The sequence below is a fragment of the Chondromyces apiculatus DSM 436 genome (genome assembly GCF_000601485.1).
Taxonomy (GTDB): domain Bacteria; phylum Myxococcota_A; class Polyangia; order Polyangiales; family Polyangiaceae; genus Chondromyces; species Chondromyces apiculatus.
The window spans coordinates 51,078-74,300 of sequence record NZ_ASRX01000052.1 but is presented as its reverse complement, the minus strand read 5'-3'; the positions used below and the strand labels follow the sequence as shown (position 1 = coordinate 74,300).

Genomic DNA, 23,223 nt, shown 5'->3' with positions numbered 1-23,223 from the left:
GGCGCGCCCTTGGTCAGGACCGCGCTGCCCCTTCACTCGCCTTGCCCCGCTGGTTGCCCTTGCTGCTCCTGCTCCTCGTTCTCCTGGGGCGCCTCCTCGCGCCGCGGCCGTTCCCGCTGCGTGCCGCCGAACGGCTGCGTCATCGCGATCCGCATCTGGGGCTCGCGATCCGGCGGGAAGGTGAACACCGCCGACAGCGTCAGCGAGTTGCGCACGATCTGCGACGCGGCCGCGAGCTGGTTGACGTGCTGGTAGCGCAGCTCCAGCTCGAGCTCCGGGATCCGCCGCACCGGCACCCAGAGCAGCGCCAGGTCTGCGAGCCAGAGGGTGATCGCGTTGCCGAGCGTCCCGTTCACGATTGGCTGGTTGACCTGCACCCCCAGCGAGCCCACCGCGCCGAGCCTCGCCACCTGGCTCAGCGGCGCCGCCGCCCGGACCGTCGCCTGATCGAGCAGCGCGAGCTGCGACAGGAACACGTTGGGCGCCGCCGAGTGCGAGTACGCCGCCTCGGCTTGCACCTCCTCCCGCGTGTACCGCAGGGCAGCCAGGGCCGCCGGCTGGTAGAGCTGCGCGTACTGCCCCGAGAGGTCCGTCGCCTGGCTGATCCCGAGATCGAGCTGGTGCGAGAAGTAGCGCCCGTAATCGTGCTGCCAGCCCACGAGCAGCGTGGTGATGAGCTGATCGCGCCCCAAGCGCTCGGTCGTGCCCGGCTCCCCCGTGGCGACGTTGTCGAAGTGGGTGTACGCCCCGTTCAGCCGGAACGAGCCCGTGTCGTTCTCCCAGGCGCGCAGCACCGCGAGCGAGCCCGTCCCGTTGTAGGTGCGCTGCGGGAAGTCGGTGAGGGGGTTGTAGATCAGAAACCCCAGCGCCTCTGCCACCGACACCGACGGCGAGAACTGCTTCGAGAACCCCTGGTTCACCCCGCCCTGCACGAACGACGTCCCGCCGGCGGGCAAGGCCGTGAGCGGCGTCTGCCCGGAGTCCTGGTCCCGGATGAACGTGTTCAACCGGCCCTGCGTGCCCACCACCCCCAGGCTGAGCTGCGTCGTGGGGGACGTCACGAACCGCGACGCGTAGACCAGCGTGTTCGTGTACGAGTTCGCCTCGCCGTGCCGGAAGAACAGGTTCGCGGCGAAGGTGTAGTTGAGCGTCTGCGCGGTCCGCGGCGTGTTGTAGCGGAACACGAGCCCCGGGCTCACCACCCCGTAGCCATCGGCCTCGGGGTAGATCCGCTCCTCCTCGGGCGTCGACGCCTCGACCTCCGGCGTCGAGAGGATGTTGTCGGTGAACCCCACCGAGCCCGTGAAGATGCCGTGGATGCGCGCGTGCTGCGCGGACCCCGCGCGCGAGACGAGCAGCACCCCTCCCAGGGCGGCCACGCCTAGCCATCGCGCTTTACCCCGACACATGGGGACGGACGGTATCATGGCCGCGCGGCGGGCTTCAGCTCTCGAGAACGACCACCCCGAGGACCGGAGCTGGCTTGATCTGCGCAATGGCATCCCGGAGGGGTTTGCGGGTCGACCGCTTCACGATCGAGGTGAAGATCACCCCGTGCACGACGTCGCCGATGGTCTGCATGTCCAGGTTCCCGAGCACCGCCGGCGTGTCCACGATGATGTACTCGTAGCCCGTCCGCTTCAGCCCCTCCATGCCCTTGGCGAACGCCACGGCGTCGAGGATCGGCGGCCGCTCCACCCGCGGATCCACCGCGAGCATGTGCACCACCCCACCGCGCGTCGATGCGGCGCCAGACTGGTCCTCCGTCGGCCCTACCGTCGTCTGCTCCACGACCACCCAGGGCTCTTCCGGGTCCTTCCGGTGACGCCGGAGCTGCTCGGTGAAGCAGATCTGCGGATCGAACTTCATCGTCGCTGCCAGGCCCGGGTTGCGGATGTTCGCCTCCACGAGCAGCACGTTGCGTGGGCTCGACTCCGCCAGCGCCAGGGCCAGGTTGATCGCGCAGATCGTCTTCCCCTCCTGGGGCTTCGCGCTGGTGATCGCGATGATTCGCGCCGACCCTGCCGCGAGCTTCCGCCGCAGCGCCCGGTACGCGTCGGCCCGCTTCCCGTAGGGCTCCGAGATCATCACCACATTCGGATCCAGCCCCGTGGGCCTCTGCGCGGGCACCACGCTGAGCGCGCTCAGGTTCTTGATATTGCTCGGTATCGAGTACAGCGTCGTCGCCATCTCGTCGTACGAGGGCGGTGACGGATCGTTCTCGAACCTCCGCGTCGGGAGCGCCTCCGAGATGGGCACCTCCTCGCGCAGCGGCCGTGGCACCGGGGTCTGCGCCATCTCCACCGTGCTCGCCCCCGACTCGTACGTCGTGCGCGGCTCGGGCCTCTGCAGCCGCGGCGGCTCTGGCGGATCGATCAGCTCTCCCTCCAGCACCTCCGGCTCTGGCTGGGGAGTCCGCTCGAACTGCAGCGACGGCACCCGCTGCCCCCCCGGCGGGGTCATGAACGGCTGCGACCCCTGCCTCTGTCCCGGCATCGGCGTCGGCTGACGTCGCGGCGCCTCCCCCGGCGCAAGATCGGGGATCTGAGGCACCCCCTGCCTCCGGTCCTCGTAGCCGTACGCCGCGCCCTGCGCGTACCGCGCCCCTGACTGCCCGTAGGCGTCCCGCTGCCCGCCGGCCCAACCTTCGGCGTCGATCCTGGGCGACGAGCCCTGGCGCGGCGCTGGCCTCGGCGCCTGCTGCCCGCCGGCCCAGCCCTCGGCGTCGATCATCGGCGACGAACCCTGGCGCGGCGGTGGCCTCGGCGCCTGTGGCTCAGGCACCAGCCCAGCCGTGAGCTGGGGCGCCGACGCGTGACGAACGCCTGCGTTCGCCTCCGTGATCGCTTCCTCTGCGTCGTTCGCCAGCCGCAGCACGCGCGCGATCATCTCCTCGCGCACGTCGTCCGGAGGCTCGATCGACCGCCACTTGCCCACGATCGTGCGCAGCCGGCGCGCCTCGATCCCGAGCGCCCTGGCCCGTGGCGCGTGCTCGACGCGCCCGAGGAAATCGATCACCTGGTCGAGCGCTCGCTCCAGCGATGCCACAGGGGGGGGCTTGCCTGCCTCGATCGGCTCAGCCACGGAGCCTCCTCAGGCGCTTGCCCGGAACTGCGGGCACCACGGCGAGGACTGGAGCGAGCCCCAGCCGCTCGATGTCCTCCGAGCCGTAGACGCGATCGTCGAGCACGATTCCCCGGGCCGCCGCGAGCGCGAGTCCCGCCAGGAACGACGCCACGAGCCCGCCGAGCGCCATCATCGAGCGCGGCGGCGTCGACGGCGAGGTCGGCTTGTACGCCGGGTCGAGCACCATGATCTGCGCCGCGTAGCCGCCCTCCTCGGAGTTCGCGTTGATCTCCGCGCGGAACGTCTTCTGCTCCAGATCCGCGAGGCGCTGCCGCGCCCGGGCCTGCTCGCGGGCCAGCCGCGACCACTCCGCCTCCACCCCGATGATCTGCTGCGCCACCTCCGACGGATCCTGCGCCTGCTGCTCCTGCTGCGACTTCTTCCGCTGCGAGATCTCGCGCTCGAGCTGCTGGAGCTGTGCCTGCACCTGCGCCTTCTTTGCCACCCCTGCGGTCGCGCCCGCGGAGGCCTCCGGCGCTGCGGGCGGCGGCTCGGGCTGCCACGAGGCGAGCGCCTGCTCGGCCCGCCGCGCCGAAGCCTCCGCGGCCGCCACCCGCGACGTCGCCGTGCGCACGTCCGGGTGCGAGTCCGTGTACCTCGCCTGCTTGTCCGCCAGATCGCGCCGCGCCGCGGCCAGCTCCTGATCCGCCTGCGACTTCGCCTGCGTGAGCGCCGCCGGGGGCTGCTGCGCCGCGGCAGCCGGGCTCCCCGCCGCGGGCGCCGTCGGGTTGAGCTGGCTGCGCAGCCGCGGGATCTGCCGCTCCAGCGCCGCCAGCATCGGATCCCCCTCCGTCGCCCGACGCTGCTCCGCGCGGATGGAGGCGCCGGTCTGCACCCCGCCTGCCTGCACGTTCTCCGTCGCGAACTCCGGGTGCTGCGCCAGGAACTGCGTCAGATCCTTGTCGGCCTTCTCCAGCTCCTGCTCCGCCTGCTTCTGCTGCGCGATGAGGAACTCGGTGGTGATCTTCGCCTGCGACTGCTTCACCCGCGCCGTCTCCTCGACGAGCAGCTCGGCCAGCCGCGCGGTCACGATCTGCGCCTCGTCCCGCGACGTGCCCTCGAACGAGATCGCGAAGGTGTCGGGCGACTTGGCCCGGAACACGATCTTCGCCCGCAGCCTGTCCACCGCGTCCACGACGCCGCGCTTCTGCAGCACGTCGGGGTAGAGGTTGAACTCGGTGACGATCTTCTCCAGGTTGGAGCGCGCCAGCAGCGTCTCCTTCAGCCGCGCCGACAGGGTGCGCAGCGGGTCCGGCCCATCGGGACCGAGCGCCGCCCGCACGCCTTCCCGGTAGAAGATCACCGTCTCCGAGCGGTACGCGGGCTGCCGCGTCTTCACGTACATCGCCGTGAGTCCGGCGCCGATCACGGCCACGATGACCGCGATGTACCAGTGTGCCAGCGTCCGCCGGATCATCCCTCCGATGCTGGGTGGCTGTGGGCCTGCGGGTTGTGGCTGCTCGGGCCCGAAGGCGAGCGGGCCCTCCAGCGCGGGGGGCGGCGGCGAGTTTTTCCTGTTGATCTGGCTATCCATGTCCGGCTGCGCAGCAGAAGGGGGCAGGGGATGTCTCGGCGTGGTGCGCCAAGGGACTCCCGACCGTTGAACGGTTCCTGCCTATCGTAGACGCCGGCTGCCGGGGCGCCAACCCGTCGCGGGAATCGGATCTCAGGTAGGAAATACCCTGTCCAGCCGGAGGAGCCGGAAGATCGCGCGCGGCTGATCCCGCAGCCCCACGATGCGCACCTGCCCGCCGTTCGCGCGGATCCGCTTGAACAGCGAGACCACGACCCCGACCCCCGAGCTGTCGATCAGCCGCAGCCCAGACAGTTCGAGCGTGATGTCCGCGCGGTTCTCGGCCACGAGTTCGTCCACCAGGGTCCGGAACTCGGGCGCAGTCACGGCGTCGAGGGTCCCATCAATCTGCACGACGGTCACTTCACCATTGTCGGTCCGCTTGTAGCTCATTGATCCTGATGCCCCTGGCTGTGCGTTCTGGGCTTCTGGGGTGCTTTCCCCGGTGATGTACGCCTCAGGCTGCCCCCGCTGCGGGCACCGAGCCCCGCGGGTTCATGGCGCCACCGCGCGCGCCCTCTCCACCATCGTCCGCCGGACGTCCTCGTGGATCTCGGTGCTTCACGAGGCGGAGCACATTCGGAGTTCCCGGCCGGTAGTCCACCTCGTCCATGAACGAGTTCATGATGAACAGCCCCATCCCCGACTCGGGCAGCGCCGCCATGTCCGGCGCCACCACGTGCCGCGGGTTGAAGCTCGATCCCGTGTCCATGAGGCGGATCATGATACCCCACCCGTCGGACTCGATCTCGATGTCGACGTGCCCTGGCACGCCGGCGCGATACGCATGGATCGCGATGTTGTTGAACGCCTCCCCGACGGCCGACAGCGTCTGCGCCTCGAAGTCGTCGTCCGTGAGTGGCTCGTCGTCGCCGAGCCCCCCCTCGCCGAGGTCTCCCAGCTCCGCGAGATCCCCGAGGTCCTCGAACCCGGCCAGCCCCGCGAGCCCCGCGAGTCCCGCGAGCCGTGTCGGCCCGCTCTCCGGAGCCGCACCGGCGCTCTCGCTCTCAAGACTCTCCCGACCCCGCGCCGACGTCCCACTGCGCTCCTCACCGACCGCAGCATCGTCCTCGGCATGTGCGCTTCCGTCGCGCTCCTCGTCCTCGCGGCCTTCACCCGCATCCCGGCTCGCGGCCATGCGGCAAGCAGCGGAGACCACGCGGAGGGCGAGGTGCCGATACGTCAGCGAGCCGGGCACGCGGAGTCGGATCACGCCCACACCTCCATCCAAGCTTGGACCCTACCACGGTACCCGAGAACTGAGCTACAAGGTAGACCTGTGAACTCCAGTGTTCGTGTGGCCAAGCGCGCGATCGACGTGCTGAGCTCCAGCGTCGGGATCGCGCTCACGCTCCCGCTTTACCCGGTCATTGCGGCTGCCATCTACGCGGAGTCTCCGGGCCCCATTTTCTACAAGCAACGTCGGGCTGGAATGCTCATCGGGACGGAGGTCCGCGACGGCATCGCCTACCCGCGCTTCGTCGAATTCGAGATGCGCAAGTTTCGTTCCATGCGCGTCGATGCCGAGAAGCTCACGGGCCCCGTGCTTGCGCAGGAGAACGACCCCCGCATCACCAAGGTGGGCCGCTTCCTTCGCAAGAGCCGCCTCGACGAACTCCCCCAGCTCTTCAACGTCCTCCTCGGCGAGATGAGCCTCGTCGGCCCGCGCCCCGAGCGTCCCGAACTGCTCGTCAACCTCGCCATGGCCATCCCCTTCTTCGAGGAGCGCATGCGCGACGTGAAGCCTGGCGTCACCGGCCTCGCCCAGGTCTCGCTCGGCTACACCGGCCGCGCCGCCCCGGACAGCGAGGTCGCCGCCTTCGAGGCCACGCTGACCAACCCCTTCGAGCTCGACGAAGCCGAGGGCGCCGAGGCCGACGACATGCGCATGAAGCTCCTCTTCGACCTCGCCTACGCCGCCTCACTGGAGAGCCTCAGCGCCTACCTGCCCCTCGAACTGAAGATCATCTTCCGGACCCCCCTGGTGATGATCCTCGGCGCCGGCCGCTGACCTTCCTCAGCCCGCCGCCTCCGCTCCCCGCTCTCCGCTCTCCGCCCCCCGCCCCCCGCCCCCCGCCCCGCTACATCAGCCCCTTCGACTTCACGTACCCGAAGATCGCGACGACGATCGCGATCTCGATCCCGATGATCCGGAAGATGTCCTTCTGGACCAGCTCCACCTTGAACGTCGGGTCCGCTCCCCGGATCGCGAAGTACAGCGCCGACGACAGCCCGAAGTAGATCCACAGCACGTAGTGGTACGTGAACGACAGGAAGAAGATCCCGATCAGCATCCCCGCGAACGACGCCATCAGCGCCGTCGACCACGCCCTGATCGCCGCCGCCGTCGGCCCCGGCACGTGCTCGTACCGCTTCAGCGCCGTCAGCGAGATCTTGAACGTCACGTAGATCATCGACAGCCACGCGAAGAACCCGAACGGCCCCAGCTCCGACACCGCCAGCAGGTAGGCGTTGTGCGCCGTCAGCCAGAAGTGCTCGGTGAACTGCCGGAACCCGGCCCCCGTCAGCGGGAACGCCCGCCAGATCATCAGCCCCTCGGCCAGGATCTCGCTCCGCTCGTTCGCGCTCTCCTCGGCCTCCTGGCTCCCGCGCCCGCCCAGCATGATCAGCGGCAGCGCGCAAATACCCCCGATGATCGCGCCCTTCAGCCCGTAACGCTTGATGAAGTACACCCCGAGCACCGTGGTGAACACGAGCTGCCCGCCGCGCGACTGGGTGAGCACGATGCACGTGCCGATCATCAGCAGCGCGTAGACCAGGATCATCAGCCGCTTGAAGCTGCGCTTCTGCTCGAAGAACGCGAACGCGAACGGCAGCGAGATCCCGGCCGTCAGCGCCAGCTCGTTGGGATCCTGGAGCACCCCGCGCCACCGCACGCGTCCCGCGGTGATGGTCGTGGTCTGGAAGAGGCCGATCCGCTCGCACAGGTACTCTATCTCCGGGTCTGCCGTCGGATCGTTGCGGCAGTCCTTGTAGCTCTCGCACGAGCGCCCATCCGGGATCCCCGTGTCCGCGCGCGCGCCCGGGATGGGCACCATGGCGATGCACTGGAACGCCGAGAACCCCTGGTGCACCGCGACCGTGGCCACGAACACCCCCATCGCCAGCACCGTCCCCGCGAGCTTCTGGAACCCCTTCAGCGACTCCGTCGAGTGCCCGACCACGAAGAAGAGGACCCAGGTCACGCCGATGATCACGGCGTTCACCGACAGCTCCGCCGGGTTGAAGATCGCCAGCGTGAACAGGCTCCAGAACAGGATGAACACCGACGCCTTGAAGTGGGGCGCCGCCTTCAGCTTCGCCTTCCCCGTGCCGATGTCCGACCCCATCCCGGCGAAGGTCATGCCCAGGAACAGGTAGAGGAACGGCAGCGCCGCCAGCCGCTCGTTGAACTCCTGCGGCCGACCGTAGATGAAGATGATGAGAAGGATGACCCCGGGAAGCGCCATCGTGGCTCCGACGCCGTGCACCACCGGGGCCGCCGCTCCCTCTGGAGAAGCGTACCCCGAGCCCCCCGGTTCGTCGGAGCGCTACGGGATGATACCCGCGCGGCGCGCCGCCCGGTTCAGGAACGGCACGAACGCCGTCGCCGCACGCGCATTCCCCTCGCTGGAGGGGTGGTTGTCCGTCCCCCCCTCCGACCCGTACTTCGAGAAGTTCGAGGCCCCCTCGTCGGTGAGGACATCGTAGAAGTCGAAGACCACCACGTTCTTCTCCGGGTAGTCCTTCAGCCACCCCTCCGGCGACCTGATCCACCCGTTGAACTCCCGCGCCAGCTCCGCCTGGTCCACCGCGATCTCCGCGTCCGTCGGCTTGCCCAGCGCCCGCTTCGCCAGGTGCTTCCACAGCGGCACCTTCGGGTTCTTCAGCACGTTCGCGGGCGCCGTCAGGTACACGAACAGCGTGTCCTTCTGCCTGGCGAACTCCGGCAAGAGCGCCGCGAACGACGCCTTCGCGTTCCACACCGTCATGTCCGGCCCGGCCGGATTCCCCGGTGCCTCCCCCATCTTCACGAACCGGTTGTTCGGGTAGCACGACTTGAACATCACGATCCGGTTCTTCATCCCCTCCGGGAGCACGTCGTCGTGCGTCGCCACCCGGAGCACCTGATCCATCTGCCCCCGGAACTTGGGGAGCCAGTCGAAGAGATCGGTCTTGTCCGCGACGGCGCTCTTGTACGCGGCCTCGTGCACCTTGTAGCTCGCCGCCTCCAGCTTCCGGCGCAGCCCCCCCCCGTTCGGGTGGGTCACGTAGATGTTCGTGTCCGGGATCAGCTCCTTCTCCGGCCCCGGTTCCGTGAGGAGCTGCCCCCCCACCGAGTGATGGAGGAACACCAGGTCCACCGGCGACGACGGGTTCTCCGCCGAGAACGACGACAGGTCCGCCGCGGGCGCCTTCTTGCTCGGCGGCGGCGTCGCGGGCGTCGCCGGGGTGATCGGCAAGAGCAACGCCCCGAGCGCCACGGCGAGCGCACCAGCAACGATGAGCGGCTTCTTTCGTTCCATCAACAGCATGGGCTCACTCCGTGCGCGAACGTGCGCGAACGTGCAGGAACGCGCAAGAACAGCGGAACGTAGCACACGCCCCGCCCCCTCGTGTACCCTGGCCCAATGGCCTCCGTCACCCTGATCACGGGCGGTCTCGGCTTCGTCGGATCGCATTTCGTATGGGCTGCAGCCCGCGAAGGCCGTGATGTCGTCATCCTCGACGACGGCTCAGCCGGCACGTCGCCACCCCTCCCCGAAGGCGTCGAGGTCGTCCGCGCCGACATCGGCGATCGCCCCACCGTCTCCGCCCTCATCCGTCGCCGCGGCGTCGACGCCATCGTGCATTTCGCCGGCAAGATCCAGGTCGGCGAGTCCGTCACCAACCCGGCGCTCTACTTCGACGTCAACGTCATCCGCGCCTTCGCCCTCCTCGAAGAAGCGCGCGCCGCCGGCGTCCCTCGCATCCTGTTCTCCTCCACCGCCGCCGTGTACGGCGAGCCCGACGCGGTCCCCATCCCCGAGAGCGCCCCGAAGCGCCCCGTGAACCCCTACGGCGCCTCCAAGCTCTCCTTCGAGCACGCCCTCGAAGCCTACGGCCGCGCCTACGGCCTCCGCTGGGCCGCACTCCGTTACTTCAACGCCGCCGGCGCCGACCCCAGCGGCAAGCTCCGCGAAGCCCACGACCCCGAGACGCACCTCATCCCGCTCCTCCTCGACGCCGGCCTCGGTCGTCGTCCCCCCCTCACCCTCTTCGGCGAGGACTACCCCACCCGCGACGGCACCTGCGAACGCGACTACATCCACGTCGTCGACCTCGCCAGCGCCCACCTCAAGGCCCTCGATCGCCTCGCCGCCGGCCACGAGGTCGGCCCCCTCAACCTCGGCACCGGCCGCGGCAGCACCGTGCGCGAAGTCCTCGACGAAGCCGAGCGCGTCCTCGCCCGCCCCATCCCCCGCGCTGTCGGCCCCCGCCGCGCCGGCGACCCTTCGTCCCTCGTCGCCGACCCCCGCCGCGCCGAAGAGATCCTCGGCTGGCGCGCCCAGCGCTCCGACCTCCCCACGCTCCTCGAAGACACCCTCCGCTCAAGGACGTAGCCGCCGCGTCTCCCGCAGGCGTGGATCTTCATGGACCCACCCTGCTGGATAAGCCCGAAACCAGACGCGCGCCTCCTCGTCCCGCCTCCCGCCCCATCCCCGGCGTCGACCCACAGGTCTCCCGGAATTCTGCCGCGAGCTTGCCGAGATCCGTGTCGCAGCGTTTCTCCGGCGCATGGCCCGCCTCCTGCAATGCGCCGCGCCATTACTTCCACCTCGTCTCGACCCCTGGAGCTTGCGTCATGAGCCACAGCAGCCACCGCCCCCTGCGCCGCGCCTGCACCGGACTTCTCGGCCTGCTCGCCCTCGGCGCCTCCCTCGCCAGCGTGGTCCCTGGTTGCTCGTCCGAGGTCGCGGGCTCTCCGTGTGAGACCACCTTCGCCGAGGAGTGCGGCAAGGAGTGCCTCGACGACAGCGGCTGCGCCGATGGCCTCTACTGCAGCGGTGGCTCCTGCACCGCCGACTGCACCCCCGCGGGCGGTCAGTGCAGCGACGGCGTGAGCTGCAGCCCCCGCGGCCGCTGCGGCGAAGACGGCGTGAGCGGCGGCTTCGGCAACCCCGGCGGCCCCGGCGACAACTGCCCGAGCATCACCGTGAGCTTCGACAAGGTGACCCCCACCGTGATGCTGCTCATCGATCAATCCGGCAGCATGAACGACGACTTCGGCGGCGACGGCAACCGCTGGGAGGTCCTCTACGACGCCCTGATGAACCAGCAGAACGGCGTCGTCGCCACCCTCTCCGACGAGATCCGCTTCGGCCTCGCCCTCTACACCAGCCGCGACGGCTTCCAGGGCGGCACCTGCCCGAGGATCACGCAGGTGAACGCTTCCCTCGGCAACTACGAGTCCATCCGGCAGATGTACGAGGACGCGAACCCCGACGACGAGACCCCGACGGGCGAGAGCATCGACAAGACCGTCGACTACCTGAAGACCATCATGGCCCCGGGCCCCAAGATGATCCTGCTCGCCACCGACGGGATGCCCGACACCTGCGCGGAGCCCAACCCCCAGAACGGTGAGGAGGAGTCCGTCACCGCCGCCAAGCGCGCCTTCGACGAGGGCATCAAGACCGTGGTCCTCAGCGTCGGGCCCGAGGTGGCCCTCGACCACCTGCAGGACATGGCCAACGCGGGCGCCGGCATCCAGAACGGTCAGGGCAACGCGGCGTACTACCAGGCCCTCAACCAGGCGTCCCTCATCGATGCCTTCGAGCAGATCATCGGCGGCGTCCGGGCCTGCGTCTTCACCCTCGGTGGGGTCGTCACCACCGACGATCCGGGCCAGGGCGAGGTGCTGCTGGATGGCGAGCCGCTGACCTACAACGATCCCGATGGGTGGCGGCTGAACAATGAGTCGGAGATGGAGCTGGTGGGGGATGCGTGCACGAAGATCCAGGAGAGCGCTCACGAGCTGAAGGTGACGTTCCCCTGCGGGACGGTGGTGCCGATCGAGTGATCGACGGTCCAGCGCGGTCCCGGGGGGCGTCGTCGGGGAGAGGGTCCCCAGGGCGGCCGGGGGCGGGCGCGCGGGTAGGGACAAGACACGGGGGGCGGGGGGGCTCGCGGTGGCGGCGTCTCAGAAGCGCGTCTCACCTGCGGTCGGGCTGGCGGGGAAGCGTTGGAGGGCCGCCCGGTGGCGGCGCTGGGCCCGGAGTGCTGGACGGGGCCGGATGGCGCGCGGTTCGGTGCTCTGGCGCGCCCGCCCCCGGCCGCCCTGGGGACCCTCTCCCCGACGACGCCTTGGCCGTGAAGCGAGGAGCATTTGCGGGGGAGGGGACGGGGATCAGGGGAGGGGGAGGTTGTGGTGGGTGCGGATGTCCGGCTTCACGAGGTGATCGAGCGCGTCGAGGGACAAGGCTTGAAAAGGACGATATGGCCTCAACAATTGCCGTTTCGTCCTCGACCACAGCTTGTAAAGCGCTGAAGGCTGCCCAGTTTTTATCGATTTCAGAAGTTCGTCCACCTTCGGTCGGATCTCGCGATTCACGTGATCCGTATACGAATTGAGCAACCCAGGTCGATCGAGGCCGCAGACTCTGATGGTTTCGAGTCCCCTCTTCGTGAGACCGGTAGGTCTCCAGCGCTGATTGCCTTGCACTTTTTCCGGTCGGAACTTGATCTCTTCGCTGGGATTGATTTGGCGAGCCGAAGGGTCGATTACAAGAGGGCGCTCACTGCCCGGAGGAGCCTGTTCAGAAACGAGCTTTATATCGCCTGGGCTGAGCGGAAATTGGTTTCGTTTGAACTGACGATTGCAGTCTATGCAGGCGAAGAGAAGATTTTCCCAGGTCCATGCCAGCCACCCGTAGGGAACCTTCGGGCGATAGTGATCCACATCGCGATTTTCGGCCGTTTCTTCCCGCTTCTCGCAGTAGCAGCACTTGAGATGCTGCATCTCGGCAAGTTCTCTTTTCACCGCGGCATAGTCTTTGAACTCGATTTTGTCGCCCTTCGCGATCACTTGCCGTGCTTCTGCGAGTCTCTTTGAGCGCACCTTCGCGAAATCAGGCGGCTCTGCAACACGCTCGATGCGGATCATTCTGCCACCTCGCGCGCCACAGGTTCCCAATCGAACTCGACGCCTGCAGCTTCGAGTTCCGCCTTCAAGCTGCGCAGCCTCTGGTCTTCCTCGTCGCTCCGTAGGGGGTCGCTCGCCAGATAGCCATAGTTGCGCAGCTTCTCACCGAGGTCATCGGGATAGAGCTTTCTTAATCTCGAAGAACGCGCCAAGTAGCTCCGAGCCGGTCAATAGCGCTGGAGATTGTGGGGACTGTGTAGCGATCACGTTACCGCCCTCGTCCTGCGACATGATGTAAAGCTCTTCAGCTTCCAAGCCGGGGAGCATCATGGGGGAGTGGGTGGTGGCGATGAACTGAAGCCGGGGAAACACTTTCTTTAGCGCCGGGATGAGCGGGGCCTGCCATGTGGGATGCAGGTGGACGTCGATCTCGTCGAGCAACACCGTACCCTCCATGTCCGCTGCCTCAACGTGCGTACCAGCGTCGATAAGCACCTGCCCGACCACGTCGGCGAGCCACGCGACGATCGATTGGTATCCTTGCGAGAGCCAGGTCGCCGGTACACGAATGCGCTTCCCTTGCGCATCCAGGGGATCCATCTCGAACCGTTGCGCCTCGACGAGATCTCTGGCCGAACGGATGTCTCCCCGGCCGCGCAATTCGATCGCGGTCACGTGAGGGAGCAAGCCTCCAGCGACGAACACGGACTGCAGGATTTGCACGAATGACTGCGCCAGATCGCCCCCGAGGAGCTCGATGAAGCCCGTTCCGATCAGGCTCTGACCGAACAATGGGCGCAACCGATCGAGTGTTGGTTCACTCTGCCGTGGGCTGGAGCCCGTGCTGGGGAGAAGACGGCTGGGACCATACCCGGCCACGAACCATCCAGACGGCTGGGACCATACCCGGCCACGAACCATCCAGGCAGTGCTTTGCTCCGGGCTTCGTTGAGCGGATCGCCCGTTCCCATGCTGTCGTCGTCGTAAGCAGACGAGCCCCCAAAGACACGCCTGTCAGGCTCCAAGTTCAACGTCGATGTCAGCACCGGCGCCGGTCCCACGTTGTCACCTTTGACCGGGTAGACTCGTGCGGGATCGGGGCGTCTGCTGACCTCGAATTTCGCTTCTACGGAGAGCGAAACCGGATTCCTCAGGTCAGGCCATGAGGCAATGACATCCGTGACGAGCTGCGTCCCGCGATCCGTCCCACAGGCCGCAGCAGCGATCGTCTGGAGGAGGGTCGTCTTGCAGAGCCTGTTCTGGCCGACGAACACCGTCCACATCCGGGGCTGGCCATCCCCCGGACAAAATCGACCTTCACGTCACGCAGCAGCTTGACGTTCTGCACGTGGAGGTGCCGCAGATACATGAAGGAATCCTACTCCAGCGACGGTGGCTGCGAGAGCGCTTCGTTGTCGCGCGGCCACATGTCTGAACGTGCAGCGTTCGACATCTCCCGACTGTAAGCCTCACAAGGCTCTCCGGAACGTCCCTCAGAACACCAGCACTCCCCCTTCATCCGCCACCACCGCGCCCCCCGCCTTCACCGTCACCGCCCCCCCCTGCTTCACCACCTCGTACTTCCCCCCGGCTTGAAGCCCCGTCACCACGTGCCGCTTCACGCTGGCCGGCACCGTATACCGAACTTCTTTCACCTCCCCCAGCTCCACCGGGAACATCACCACCGTCTCCTTCACCACCGCCCCGGCGAACGCCGTCCCCCCGCTCGACTTCACCACTGCCGTCGCATCCGCCGCTGCGCCCCCACTCGCCCCCTGCAGCACGTGCAGGAAGCGCGCATCCACCGGCATCGACTTCGGCTCCACCTGCAGCGTGAACTTCATCGGCTCCTGCTGCGCCGGCTTCGTCTCCCAGTTCTTCGGATCCACCTGGTACTCGAACGCCGAGATCGACGCCTGCTCCGGCAAGAGCGTGCTCACGTACAGCTTCTGTCCCTTCGTGGTCGTCACCGTCGCCTGGTTTCCTGCCACCACCGGCAGCGTCGGCGTGTGCAGGAAGTAACGCTTGAACCGACCCTCTTTCCCGGTCCGCGCCCGGTCGTACATCACCAGGTGATCCGGCTTCAGCCACACCAGCGAACGGCTCGCGTGCTGCACGTCCGCGACCTGCTCGTAGCCCGAGTTGTAGAGCGCCGTCGCGTCTCCCAGCGCGTACACGACATCCTTCCCGAAGCTCTTCGCGAGCAGCCGCGGATCCTCCGTGTGCACCAGGCCCCACTGCGAGCCTCGCCGCCACAGCCCGCCCCGGAACGGCTCATCGTGCCGCCGGTTCCGATCGTTCTCGATGGTCAGCGTGTTGTGCTGGTCCGACCCCACGAAGAACGCCCCGTAGCCCACCCGCTCCTTCGTTAGCCACTCCCCGCCGCGCCAGAATGTGAAGGCCAGACCGTCCCCGTGCTGATGATCGATCTGCGCCCACCCCACCTGGAACGTCATCCACGCTGCCTCCGGATTCCACCCCGTCCGCGCGTAGATCTGCCCCCGCCCTGCCCCGAAGTGCTCCAGCGCCACCTCTGGCCGCGGATCCGTGGGTGTCACCGCCGGATCCATCAGCAGGAAGTAGTTGATCGTGTGCCGCTTGTAGACCTCCCCGAACCGCGACTGCGCCCGCTTCGAGGCCCCTGCCTCTCCGCCGGGGCCCGTGTTCAGCGTCAGCCACCGCAGCGCGTTCAACCGCTTCGCGTTCCCGCTGTTCTGCGCGTGCAGCCCCAGCGCCGCGAATGGATCGATGTGATCCCACAGCTCGTACCGCTCCCCGTCGCCCGTCCACGCCGCCTGGTACGTCGGCCCCGCGTTCCCGTGCACTGGCCCGGGGCTCAGGCTGTGCAGGTAGGCCGGGATCACCTCGCTCCAGAACGGGTTCCCGTCGAGGTGCACCTGCTGCCCCCAGCGCGCCGGGTCGGCCTCTCCGGCCGTCTGGATCGCCAGCAAGGTCTGGCCGATGTACGCCAGCGTCGCCGGACCGTACTGAAAACCCTCGGGTGGTGATCCCCCGCGCCCATCGTTCCGCAGCAGGTGATCGGTCGCGTACAGCCACGCCCCGGCCACGTTCCCGAAGTAGTCCCGCAGGCGCGGGTACTGACCCTTGTGGTCGGGCGGATCGTCGGCGGGATCGAACGCCAGCGACAGCAGGGTCAGGTTGCGCATGTGCGCCGTGTAGAAGTTGTTCGCTGCGTACCGCGGCTTCTTCAGCCCCTCGTTTGGCTTCCCCTTCAGCAGCTCCGGATCGTTCAGCTTCCCGATCGGCGTCGGGTGGTCGTAGCTCGTCGTCGACGAGTTGAGCTGATCGTCCGCCCACTTCAGGAACACCCGCCGCACCCGCCCCTTCTCCTCCGCGGTCAGGTACGGATAGATCCAGTCCGCCGTCAGCCCGAACGACTCCCCTGCCCAGCGCGACCTGTCCGTCGTCGAGAACCCCCGCCGCGCCAGCGGATCTCCCTCGGCCCCCGCGAGCACCCGGTCCACGATCGTGAGCAGGATCTTCTTCGCCCGCTCCGCGTACTGCTTCCGCTCGGCCTCCCCGGGCGAAACGAGCGCCATGAACGCGAACAGCTCCGCGTAGGACTCGCAGAACACCCGGTCGAACGTGCAGTCGCCCGCCGACGGGATCTTCCCCGTGTCCATCCCGAGCTTCGCCGCCGCGACCACGCTCATCAGATCCCGGTAGAACGGGTTCGACTCCACCGCCCTCGCCCTGAGCCGCGGCAGCTCCTCCGCCCGCACCCACAGCCGCGGATGCCCCGCGACCGGCGTGGTCGGCGGCGCGGGCGGCGCCTCGAACACCGGCGCTGGCACCGCGGGTCCGCTCGGCGTCGCCCCTCCTGTCGCGCCGGACGCCCCTGCTCCTGCCCCCGGCGCTGGCCCCACGGGCGCGTTCGCGGACCCTGGCGGCCCGGGCGTCACCCGAGGCTCACAGGCCGTCGCGAGGCAGGCCAGCGCGGCAAAGACAGCGGAAATCGAGGGTCGGACGGTCACGATCGCGCTCCTTGGGGCTGAAAGGACGGAGGTTACCCCGCTCCGCGCCCCTGGAGCTACGGATGACGCCGCGCGCCGTGTGCGGTAGGTTCCTCGACCGCCCGGCCGCTCCATCGGCAGGGACCGCCCCGGAAGGATGGTGATCGATCGTGCGCGTGCTCCACGTCCTGCATACCTCGCTCCCGTACATCGCCGGCTACACCATCCGCAGCGACTACATCGTTCGCACCCAGCGCGACCAGGGCATCCATCCCGCCGTGGTCACCTCGGCCCAGCAGATCGGCCAGGACGCGCCCCTCGACGTCGTCCACGGCATCCCGCACTTCCGCACCCAGCCCCTCCAGGGCAAGACCCCGCCCCTCGTCCGCGAGGCCCGCCTCATGGCTGCCCTCGAACGTCGCGTCGAGACCGCCATCCAGGAGTGGCAGCCCGACGTCGTGCACGCCCACTCCCCCATGCTGGTCGGCCTCCCCGCCCTCTACGCGGCCCGCCGCGCCAAGCTCCCGCTCGTCTACGAGGTCCGCGACCTCTGGGAGAACGCCTCCGTCGATCGCGGCAAGTTCAAGGAAGACTCCATCCCGTACCGCGCCACGGCCGGCGCCGAGAACGTCGTCTTCAAGAGCGCCGAGGCCACCGTCACCATCTGCGAGGCCCTCCGGAACGCCCTCGTCTCCCGCGTCCGCGACCCGAACGCCCTCCACGTCGTCGCCAACGGCGCCGACAGCGACAAGTTCGTCCCCCGCGAAGACTCCGCCGCTGCCCGCGAGCGCTACGGCCTCCAGGGAAAGCGCGTCATCGGGTACATCGGCACGTTCCAGCCCTACGAGGGCCTCGACCTCCTCATCGAGTCCATGAGCGAGATCGCCCGCGCCATCCCCGAGGCCCACCTGGTCATCACCGGGGCCCACGGCCAGGAGGAGCAGCTCAAGGCCCTCACCCGCGAGCGCGGCCTCGACAACCTCGTCACCTTCACCGGGCGCGTCCCCCACGACCAGGTCTACGACCTCTACTCCATCGCCAGCCTCATGGCGTACCCGCGCATCCGCACCCGCACCACCGAGCTGACCACGCCGCTCAAGCCCCTCGAAGCCATGTCCATGGAGCGCCCCGTCATCGTCAGCGACGTCCCCGCCATGGGCGAGCTGGTGCGCGACGGCGAGACCGGCTTCACCTTCCGCGCTGGCGACGTCCACCACCTCGCCCAGCGCATCGTCGCCGTCCTCCAGGACCCCGAGCGCCTCCAGGAGGTCGGCCGCAACGCCCGCGCCTGGATCCTCCAGGAGCGCGACTGGCAGACGCTCCTCTCCCGTTACGCCTCCATCTACGAGCAAGCCATCGCCACCCGCAAAGCCCGCTGAGCGAACGCCGCGCACGCCGCGCACGCCGCGCACGCCGAGTACCTCCGAGGGATGGGGAACCGCTCATGTTCCTGATCAAGACCGACCGGCTCCAGGCCCTCGTCCTCTACACCCTCTGGGGCCGCATCGAGCTCGAAGAGATGCGCAGCTTCGACGCGGAGCTCTACGGGGTCCTGGAGAGCCTCCAGGGCCGCAACATCCGCATCAACGCCGACCTGCGCGGCCTCAAGCCCGTCGCCCCTCAGGTCGCCGAGATCCTCCGCCGCCGCCAGGAGCACGCGCGCGAGTGCGGCACCACCAAGATCGCCGAGGTCGTCGACAGCGAAGTCCTCGCCCTCCAGCTCAAGCGCATCGCCCGCGAGAGCGGCTCCGACCACATCACCCGCCGCTTCCCCAGCGACATCGCCGCCCGCGCCTGGATCCTCGACGACAACGCGCCCTGAACGCCTGTCAGCTCCTCCTTGTAGGGAGCGCCACATGGCGCCTAATCTGGGTGCCGAGGCACACATCCTCGCCCGCAACCCATGCCCTTCCCTGGAGGCATCCATGTCCATCTCATTGCGTTTTCTGTGCCCCTTCATCCTGGCCGGGCTGCCGCTCGGCTGCGTCATTGTCACCACCGAGCCCTCGCCAGGGGGGGAAGACACGCCTGACACCGACACGCCGGACGGCGAAGACGACCCGCCCCCTGAAACAGGGTCCTGCGATGCTTCGATCCCCTCCGGGTGGCGAAGCATCCCCAGCGCGCTCTCGGCAGGTTTCGGTGACCCCTCCGAGGGCTCGATCCGGGTCAACGTCTGGACCGGGAACGAAGCCCTGCTCTTCGCCGACCGGAAGGCAGCGGCGTTCTCTCCGGCCACGAACACCTGGCGTCTGCTCACCAGCCCCCCCTACACGTTCGCCGGCGTCTGGGCCTGGTCCGGAGACACGCTGTTCGTGGACGGCTCGGTCAACGAAGGCGTCGATCACGCCTGGTACGCCTACCACCCGGACACGGACACCTGGGATACCTTCCCGCAGGCGCCGAACGTCGAGTTGAGTGGCTACAGCGCGGTCTGGTCCACGACGACCCACGAACTGCTCGTCTGGGGTGGCTTCGCCGAGCCGCCCAATGGGTTCTCTGAGCCGACCTCCAATGAGGGCGCTGCCTACGACCCCGCCACGGGTACGTGGCGCGTTCTCGGCGCTTCGCCGCTCTCCGGGCGCGGGTATCACACCGCAGTCTGGGACGGCTCCCGGATGATCGTGTACGGCGGCTCCGAGGGAGAGGCGGCGCCCCTGGCGGACGGCGCGGCCTACGATCCCGTGACCGATACCTGGATCACCATCGCGACGCCGAATCTGGTGCCGCGCGCCGACGCCAGTGGGTTCGTCGGGGGTCCCTCGGGATCGGCCGCGATCTTCTGGGGCGGTAGCATCGGCCCCTGCTATCACTGCGACCCGCAGGAGCCCACCGACGGAGGGGCCTACGACCCGGCCACGGACACCTGGACGCTGATCCCCTCGCTGGATCAGTCGCCCTTCGGCGCCGAGCGCTTCGGGGTCGCGGTCTGGGAGGCCGGAGGAAAGCTGTGGATGCTGGGCGGCGGTAGCGGCGGCGAAGATCCGCCCGCGGGCCCGTTCGACGATGGGGTGACGTTCGACCTCGCCACGAGCACCTGGTCCACGATCCCCGGGGGTCACCCGCTGGGGAGCCGGAGAGGCGCCACCGCCATCTGGACCGGCTGCGAGGCCATCCTTTACGGCGGCTACGACGCCGGCTGGGGCACGCTGACCGACGGCGCCATCTACCGCCCCTGAACGGTTGTTGACGTCCGCACGTCCGCACGTCCGCACGTCCGCACGTCCGCACGTCCGCACGTCCGCACGTCCGCACGCTCTCGGACGTGTTCTCTCCTTGTAGGGAATGCCACAGGGAGCCTAGCCTGGGTGGCGAGGATCACATCCTCGTCCGCAACCCATGCCCTTTCCTGGAGGCATCCATGTCCATCGCCATTCGTTGTTTGTGCTCAATTCTCATCGCCGGGCTGCCGCTCGGCTGCGTCGTCGTCAGCAACGGGTCCTCGTCGTCGGGGGATGACACGCCGGATACCGACAACCCGAGCCCCGACGTCCCCGATCCCGACACCGATGTGCCGGACGAGGACGACGATCCGAACCCCGATCCCGCGGCCTGCGATCCCTCGATCCCCTCCGGCTGGCGAAGCATTCCCAGCTCGCTCGCGGTGGGATTCGGGGACGAACCGTACGACCGGATGATCCGGGTCAATGCCTGGACCGGGACCGAAGCCCTGATCTTCTCCTACACGAAGGCCGTGGCGTTCTCCCCGGCCACGAATACCTGGCGTCAGCTCTCCAGCCCCACAGCCCACTTCAACGGCGCCTGGGCCTGGTCCGGAGACACGCTGTTCGTGGACGGCGCAGAGGACGGGAGCACCGAGCCTGCCTGGTACGCCTACCACCCGGACACCGACACCTGGGACACCTTCCCGCAGGCGCCGAGCGTGGAGTACGGCGGCTACAGCGCCGTCTGGTCCACGACCACCCACGAGCTGATCGTCTGGGGTGGCTACGAAGAGCCGAACACCGTCGACGACCCCTATCCCCTCTCCAACGGCGGCGCTGCCTACGATCCGGCCACGGGCACGTGGCGCGTCCTCGGGCCTTCGCCACTCTCCGGACGCGGGTATCACTCGGCCATCTGGAACGGCTCCAGGATGATCGTGTACGGCGGCTCCGAGGGAGAGGCCGCGCCCCTCGCAGACGGCGCGGCCTACGATCCCGTGACCGACACCTGGACCACCATCGCGACGCCGAACCTGGTGCCGCGCGCCAACGCCAGGAAGTTCATCGGCGACCCCTCGGGATCGGACGCGATCTTCTGGGGTGGTGATATTGGCCCCTGCGGCCATTGCTTCCCCCAGGAGCCCGTCGACGGAGGCATTTACGACGCGGCCACGGATAGCTGGACGCTGATCCCCTCGATGGACCAGTCCCCACTCGGCGCCGAGCGCTCTGGCGCTGCGGTCTGGGAGGCTGCAGGAAAGCTCTGGATCCTGGGCGGCAGCGGCGGCGAAGACGGCCCCTTCGGTCCGTTCGACGACGGGGTGACGTACGACCTCGCCTCGGGCACCTGGTCCACGATCCCCGGGGGCCACCTGCTGGGTAGCCGGAGAGGCGCCATCGCCGTCTGGACGGGCTGCGAAGCCATCCTCTACGGCGGCCTCGATAGCTCCAGCTCCTTGAAGACCGACGGCGCCATCTACCGGCCCTAGCGCAGGCCTCGACGACCCCCCCCCGACAGCCTCACGTCCCCTCGAAGGGCTCGGACCCGGGCCCGTCCTCCGTGAACGTGTCCACGATCCCGTGAGCCACGAGCGCGGCGATCTTCTCCGCCTCGGCCTCGGCTTCTGCGGCTTCCGCGGCTCTCTCCGCGTTCCGGCGCCGGGTCTTCGCGCCGCGCAGCGAGATCTGGCCGTGGTAGCGGATGGTCCTCTGAAACAGGGCGATCACCGACCGGTCCTTGCGCCTCGCGACGAACCTCGCCGCGGAGACGATGAGCCCGATGTCGGCCTCGCGCTCGTTCTCCAGGAGGATCTCGGTCTCGGTCAGGGCCTGCGCCAGCTTGTCGACGACGAGCTTCGCCGCGCGTACCTGCGCCAGCTTGTCGGTCGTGGTGACGATGCGCGCGTGCACGGAGCCCCCGACCCCGATGGTGTCACCGAGCACCGGCATCGCCCGGGCCAGCTCCGCTTCCACCTCCGCGAAGCCCTCCTGCTCGCGGTGCATCCCCTTGGTCGCCCCTGCTGCGGCGCTGAGGAGAACACCATCGAGGTGCGACAGGTCGACGTTTAACGGACCGGAGTAGGTCACGAACGAGTCTTTCGACACGGATCCCTCTCTTGCGGTGAGGTGCTTCGGGTGAGCTGCTCCCGCGGCTGCGGGGGCGGTGGGTTCAGGTGCGTCCGCGAGCATGCTCCCGGCGCGCGTCTAGGAGGTGATCACTCCCGCGCGTGTCGTCAAGGCGCTGGCAGAAAAGGGTGACCCCCTGGCGGCTTCTCTGTAGTTCCTCACACAGATCGAACACCTGACGACGTCCTCCGGCAGGACGATGACGTCCTCCGGCAGGACGATGACGTCCTCCGGCAGGACGACGACGTCCTCCGGGAGGACGATGACGTCCTCCGACAGGACGATGACGTCCTCCGACAGGACGATGACGTCCTCCGACAGGACGATGACGTCCTCCGGCAGGACGATGACGTCGCTTGCGAGGACGGTGACGGCAACCCCGCTCACGTCATCGTGACTCCTGGTCACGCCGCCGTGAGGCGGGGCAGACGGTGACATGCGGGGGATAGACGTCAGCATGAAGAATGCAGACGGTGACGTCGGGAGGGCCGACGGTGACGTGACGGGGGCCGACGGTGACGTGACGGGGGCCGACGGTGACGTGATGGGGGTCGACGGTGACGTGATGGGGGTCGACGGTGACGTGAGGAGGCCCGACGGTGACGTGAGGAGGCCCGACGCTGACGTGAGGGGGCCCGACGCTGACGTGAGGAACGCAGACGTCGACACGAAGAGGGTGGGCGACGACAGAGGGCAGCAGGTCCGGCGGGGGGGTCTGGGGAGCGTCGTCGTGACCTGGCCGGGGCTCGTCGTGTGTCTGCAACGATGCGCGTGCGGAGGCCGTTATCCTGAAGGTGGAATATGGCGCGATGAGGCCCTGGATCGTCGATGATGGCGCGATGGCCGCGCTGCGTCTCATCGAACGACCTTGAGATCACCACGCAAATCCTCTATGCGCGCATGATGGACATCGAGCAGAGCACGCTCCTCTCGTAAGTACGTCCTGCGCAACGCTGCACCTTGGGCTCCAGTCCCTGTGCTTCCACGGAGCATCCCCCTCACCCCTGGCATTGCACCGATTCGAGTGGGGGATGGGAGCGGGAGACCGGGGGCCACCATCGGGACCAGGGCGCATCCGCCTGAATGAGGGCGGTCGAAACCAGCCTGCTTGGCGACCACCGAAGTGACACCCAT

General features: G+C 68.4%; 20 protein-coding genes. 8 read left to right on the top strand and 12 right to left on the bottom strand.

Annotated features, from left to right (window positions below; translation table 11 throughout):
* Positions 1-32: 32 nt before the first annotated feature.
* The 5 genes from CAP_RS28635 to CAP_RS45745 form a co-directional block, all read right to left on the bottom strand.
* Complete coding sequence (locus CAP_RS28635) at positions 33-1,379, bottom strand: hypothetical protein (protein WP_052376208.1); 1,347 nt, start codon at positions 1,377-1,379, stop codon at positions 33-35.
* 64 nt (positions 1,380-1,443) lie between these two features.
* Entirely contained in the window at positions 1,444-3,084 is a 1,641-nt protein-coding gene (locus CAP_RS28630) for a P-loop NTPase family protein (RefSeq protein ID WP_044246822.1), read from the bottom strand.
* Positions 3,077-4,660, bottom strand: a complete 1,584-nt coding sequence (locus CAP_RS28625; protein ID WP_044246821.1) for a GumC family protein — start codon at positions 4,658-4,660, stop codon at positions 3,077-3,079. The genes CAP_RS28630 and CAP_RS28625 overlap by 8 nt, the downstream gene beginning before the upstream one ends.
* A 132-nt stretch (positions 4,661-4,792) precedes the next feature.
* Complete coding sequence (locus CAP_RS28620) at positions 4,793-5,092, bottom strand: STAS domain-containing protein (RefSeq protein WP_044246820.1); 300 nt, start codon at positions 5,090-5,092, stop codon at positions 4,793-4,795.
* 64 nt (positions 5,093-5,156) lie between these two features.
* A complete protein-coding gene (locus tag CAP_RS45745; protein WP_231511741.1) occupies positions 5,157-5,912 on the bottom strand; it encodes an ATP-binding protein in 756 nt (251 codons plus the stop codon).
* A 66-nt stretch (positions 5,913-5,978) separates the two neighbouring features.
* Here CAP_RS45745 and CAP_RS28610 point away from each other — a divergent pair, with 66 nt between their 5' ends.
* Positions 5,979-6,710: a sugar transferase gene (locus CAP_RS28610; RefSeq protein ID WP_044246819.1), complete on the top strand. Its 732-nt coding sequence runs from the start codon at positions 5,979-5,981 to the stop codon at positions 6,708-6,710.
* Positions 6,711-6,780: 70 nt separating this feature from the next.
* Here the strand turns inward: CAP_RS28610 and CAP_RS28605 are convergent, their stop codons facing one another.
* Together CAP_RS28605 and CAP_RS28600 are read right to left on the bottom strand one after the other, a co-directional pair.
* Positions 6,781-8,169, bottom strand: coding sequence for an O-antigen ligase family protein (locus tag CAP_RS28605; protein ID WP_044246847.1), 1,389 nt, complete (start codon positions 8,167-8,169; stop codon positions 6,781-6,783).
* Between the two features lie 81 nt (positions 8,170-8,250).
* Complete coding sequence (locus CAP_RS28600; RefSeq protein WP_231511740.1) at positions 8,251-9,234, bottom strand: SGNH/GDSL hydrolase family protein; 984 nt, start codon at positions 9,232-9,234, stop codon at positions 8,251-8,253.
* Positions 9,235-9,330: 96 nt separating this feature from the next.
* Here CAP_RS28600 and galE point away from each other — a divergent pair, with 96 nt between their 5' ends.
* Together galE and CAP_RS28590 are read left to right on the top strand one after the other, a co-directional pair.
* A complete protein-coding gene (galE, locus tag CAP_RS28595; protein ID WP_044246818.1) occupies positions 9,331-10,302 on the top strand; it encodes a UDP-glucose 4-epimerase GalE in 972 nt (323 codons plus the stop codon).
* 242 nt (positions 10,303-10,544) lie between these two features.
* Positions 10,545-11,762, top strand: coding sequence for a vWA domain-containing protein (locus tag CAP_RS28590; protein ID WP_044246816.1), 1,218 nt, complete (start codon positions 10,545-10,547; stop codon positions 11,760-11,762).
* A 327-nt stretch (positions 11,763-12,089) separates the two neighbouring features.
* Here CAP_RS28590 and CAP_RS51055 read toward each other — a convergent pair whose 3' ends face one another.
* From CAP_RS51055 to CAP_RS28580, 3 genes are all read right to left on the bottom strand, one after another.
* Positions 12,090-12,845 (bottom strand): HNH endonuclease family protein, encoded by a 756-nt coding sequence (locus CAP_RS51055; RefSeq protein WP_156041223.1) that lies wholly within the window; start codon positions 12,843-12,845, stop codon positions 12,090-12,092.
* Between the two features lie 150 nt (positions 12,846-12,995).
* Positions 12,996-13,616, bottom strand: coding sequence for an AAA family ATPase (locus CAP_RS28585; RefSeq protein WP_044246814.1), 621 nt, complete (start codon positions 13,614-13,616; stop codon positions 12,996-12,998).
* A gap of 701 nt (positions 13,617-14,317) precedes the next feature.
* A complete protein-coding gene (locus CAP_RS28580; protein ID WP_231511739.1) occupies positions 14,318-16,819 on the bottom strand; it encodes a heparinase II/III family protein in 2,502 nt (833 codons plus the stop codon).
* Between the two features lie 149 nt (positions 16,820-16,968).
* Here CAP_RS28580 and CAP_RS28575 point away from each other — a divergent pair, with 149 nt between their 5' ends.
* The 4 genes from CAP_RS28575 (at position 16,969) to CAP_RS28560 (ending at position 21,452) form a co-directional block, all read left to right on the top strand.
* The gene (locus CAP_RS28575; RefSeq protein ID WP_044246812.1) at positions 16,969-18,177 is read left to right on the top strand and encodes a glycosyltransferase; all 1,209 of its coding nucleotides are present in this window, start codon (positions 16,969-16,971) and stop codon (positions 18,175-18,177) included.
* A 65-nt stretch (positions 18,178-18,242) separates the two neighbouring features.
* Positions 18,243-18,620, top strand: coding sequence for a hypothetical protein (locus CAP_RS28570; RefSeq protein ID WP_044246810.1), 378 nt, complete (start codon positions 18,243-18,245; stop codon positions 18,618-18,620).
* A 103-nt stretch (positions 18,621-18,723) separates the two neighbouring features.
* Positions 18,724-19,977, top strand: coding sequence for a Kelch repeat-containing protein (locus CAP_RS28565; RefSeq protein ID WP_044246807.1), 1,254 nt, complete (start codon positions 18,724-18,726; stop codon positions 19,975-19,977).
* 182 nt (positions 19,978-20,159) lie between these two features.
* The gene (locus CAP_RS28560; protein ID WP_081865351.1) at positions 20,160-21,452 is read left to right on the top strand and encodes a Kelch repeat-containing protein; all 1,293 of its coding nucleotides are present in this window, start codon (positions 20,160-20,162) and stop codon (positions 21,450-21,452) included.
* Positions 21,453-21,483: 31 nt separating this feature from the next.
* On the opposite strand, the gene CAP_RS28555 is transcribed toward CAP_RS28560, so the two are convergent.
* Together CAP_RS28555 and CAP_RS28550 are read right to left on the bottom strand one after the other, a co-directional pair.
* A complete protein-coding gene (locus CAP_RS28555; protein ID WP_044246803.1) occupies positions 21,484-22,068 on the bottom strand; it encodes a hypothetical protein in 585 nt (194 codons plus the stop codon).
* A 99-nt stretch (positions 22,069-22,167) separates the two neighbouring features.
* Complete coding sequence (locus CAP_RS28550) at positions 22,168-22,497, bottom strand: hypothetical protein (protein WP_231511738.1); 330 nt, start codon at positions 22,495-22,497, stop codon at positions 22,168-22,170.
* Positions 22,498-22,546: 49 nt separating this feature from the next.
* Here CAP_RS28550 and CAP_RS52655 point away from each other — a divergent pair, with 49 nt between their 5' ends.
* Positions 22,547-22,921 (top strand): hypothetical protein, encoded by a 375-nt coding sequence (locus CAP_RS52655; protein ID WP_197041393.1) that lies wholly within the window; start codon positions 22,547-22,549, stop codon positions 22,919-22,921.
* Positions 22,922-23,223 lie beyond the last annotated feature (302 nt).

Bases quoted from the DNA above. Each gene is read 5' to 3' on its own strand.
- CAP_RS28625 (WP_044246821.1), bottom strand. From the start codon at position 4,660: ATGGATAGCCAGATCAACAGGAAAAACTCGCCGCCGCCCCCCGCGCTG.
- CAP_RS28620 (WP_044246820.1), bottom strand. From the start codon at position 5,092: ATGAGCTACAAGCGGACCGACAATGGTGAAGTGACCGTCGTGCAGATT.
- CAP_RS28605 (WP_044246847.1), bottom strand. From the start codon at position 8,169: ATGGCGCTTCCCGGGGTCATCCTTCTCATCATCTTCATCTACGGTCGG.
- CAP_RS28600 (WP_231511740.1), bottom strand. From the start codon at position 9,234: ATGCTGTTGATGGAACGAAAGAAGCCGCTCATCGTTGCTGGTGCGCTC.
- galE (WP_044246818.1), top strand. From the start codon at position 9,331: ATGGCCTCCGTCACCCTGATCACGGGCGGTCTCGGCTTCGTCGGATCG.
- CAP_RS28590 (WP_044246816.1), top strand. From the start codon at position 10,545: ATGAGCCACAGCAGCCACCGCCCCCTGCGCCGCGCCTGCACCGGACTT.
- CAP_RS51055 (WP_156041223.1), bottom strand. From the start codon at position 12,845: ATGATCCGCATCGAGCGTGTTGCAGAGCCGCCTGATTTCGCGAAGGTG.
- CAP_RS28570 (WP_044246810.1), top strand. From the start codon at position 18,243: ATGTTCCTGATCAAGACCGACCGGCTCCAGGCCCTCGTCCTCTACACC.
- CAP_RS28565 (WP_044246807.1), top strand. From the start codon at position 18,724: ATGTCCATCTCATTGCGTTTTCTGTGCCCCTTCATCCTGGCCGGGCTG.
- CAP_RS28560 (WP_081865351.1), top strand. From the start codon at position 20,160: ATGTCCATCGCCATTCGTTGTTTGTGCTCAATTCTCATCGCCGGGCTG.
- CAP_RS52655 (WP_197041393.1), top strand. From the start codon at position 22,547: ATGAAGAATGCAGACGGTGACGTCGGGAGGGCCGACGGTGACGTGACG.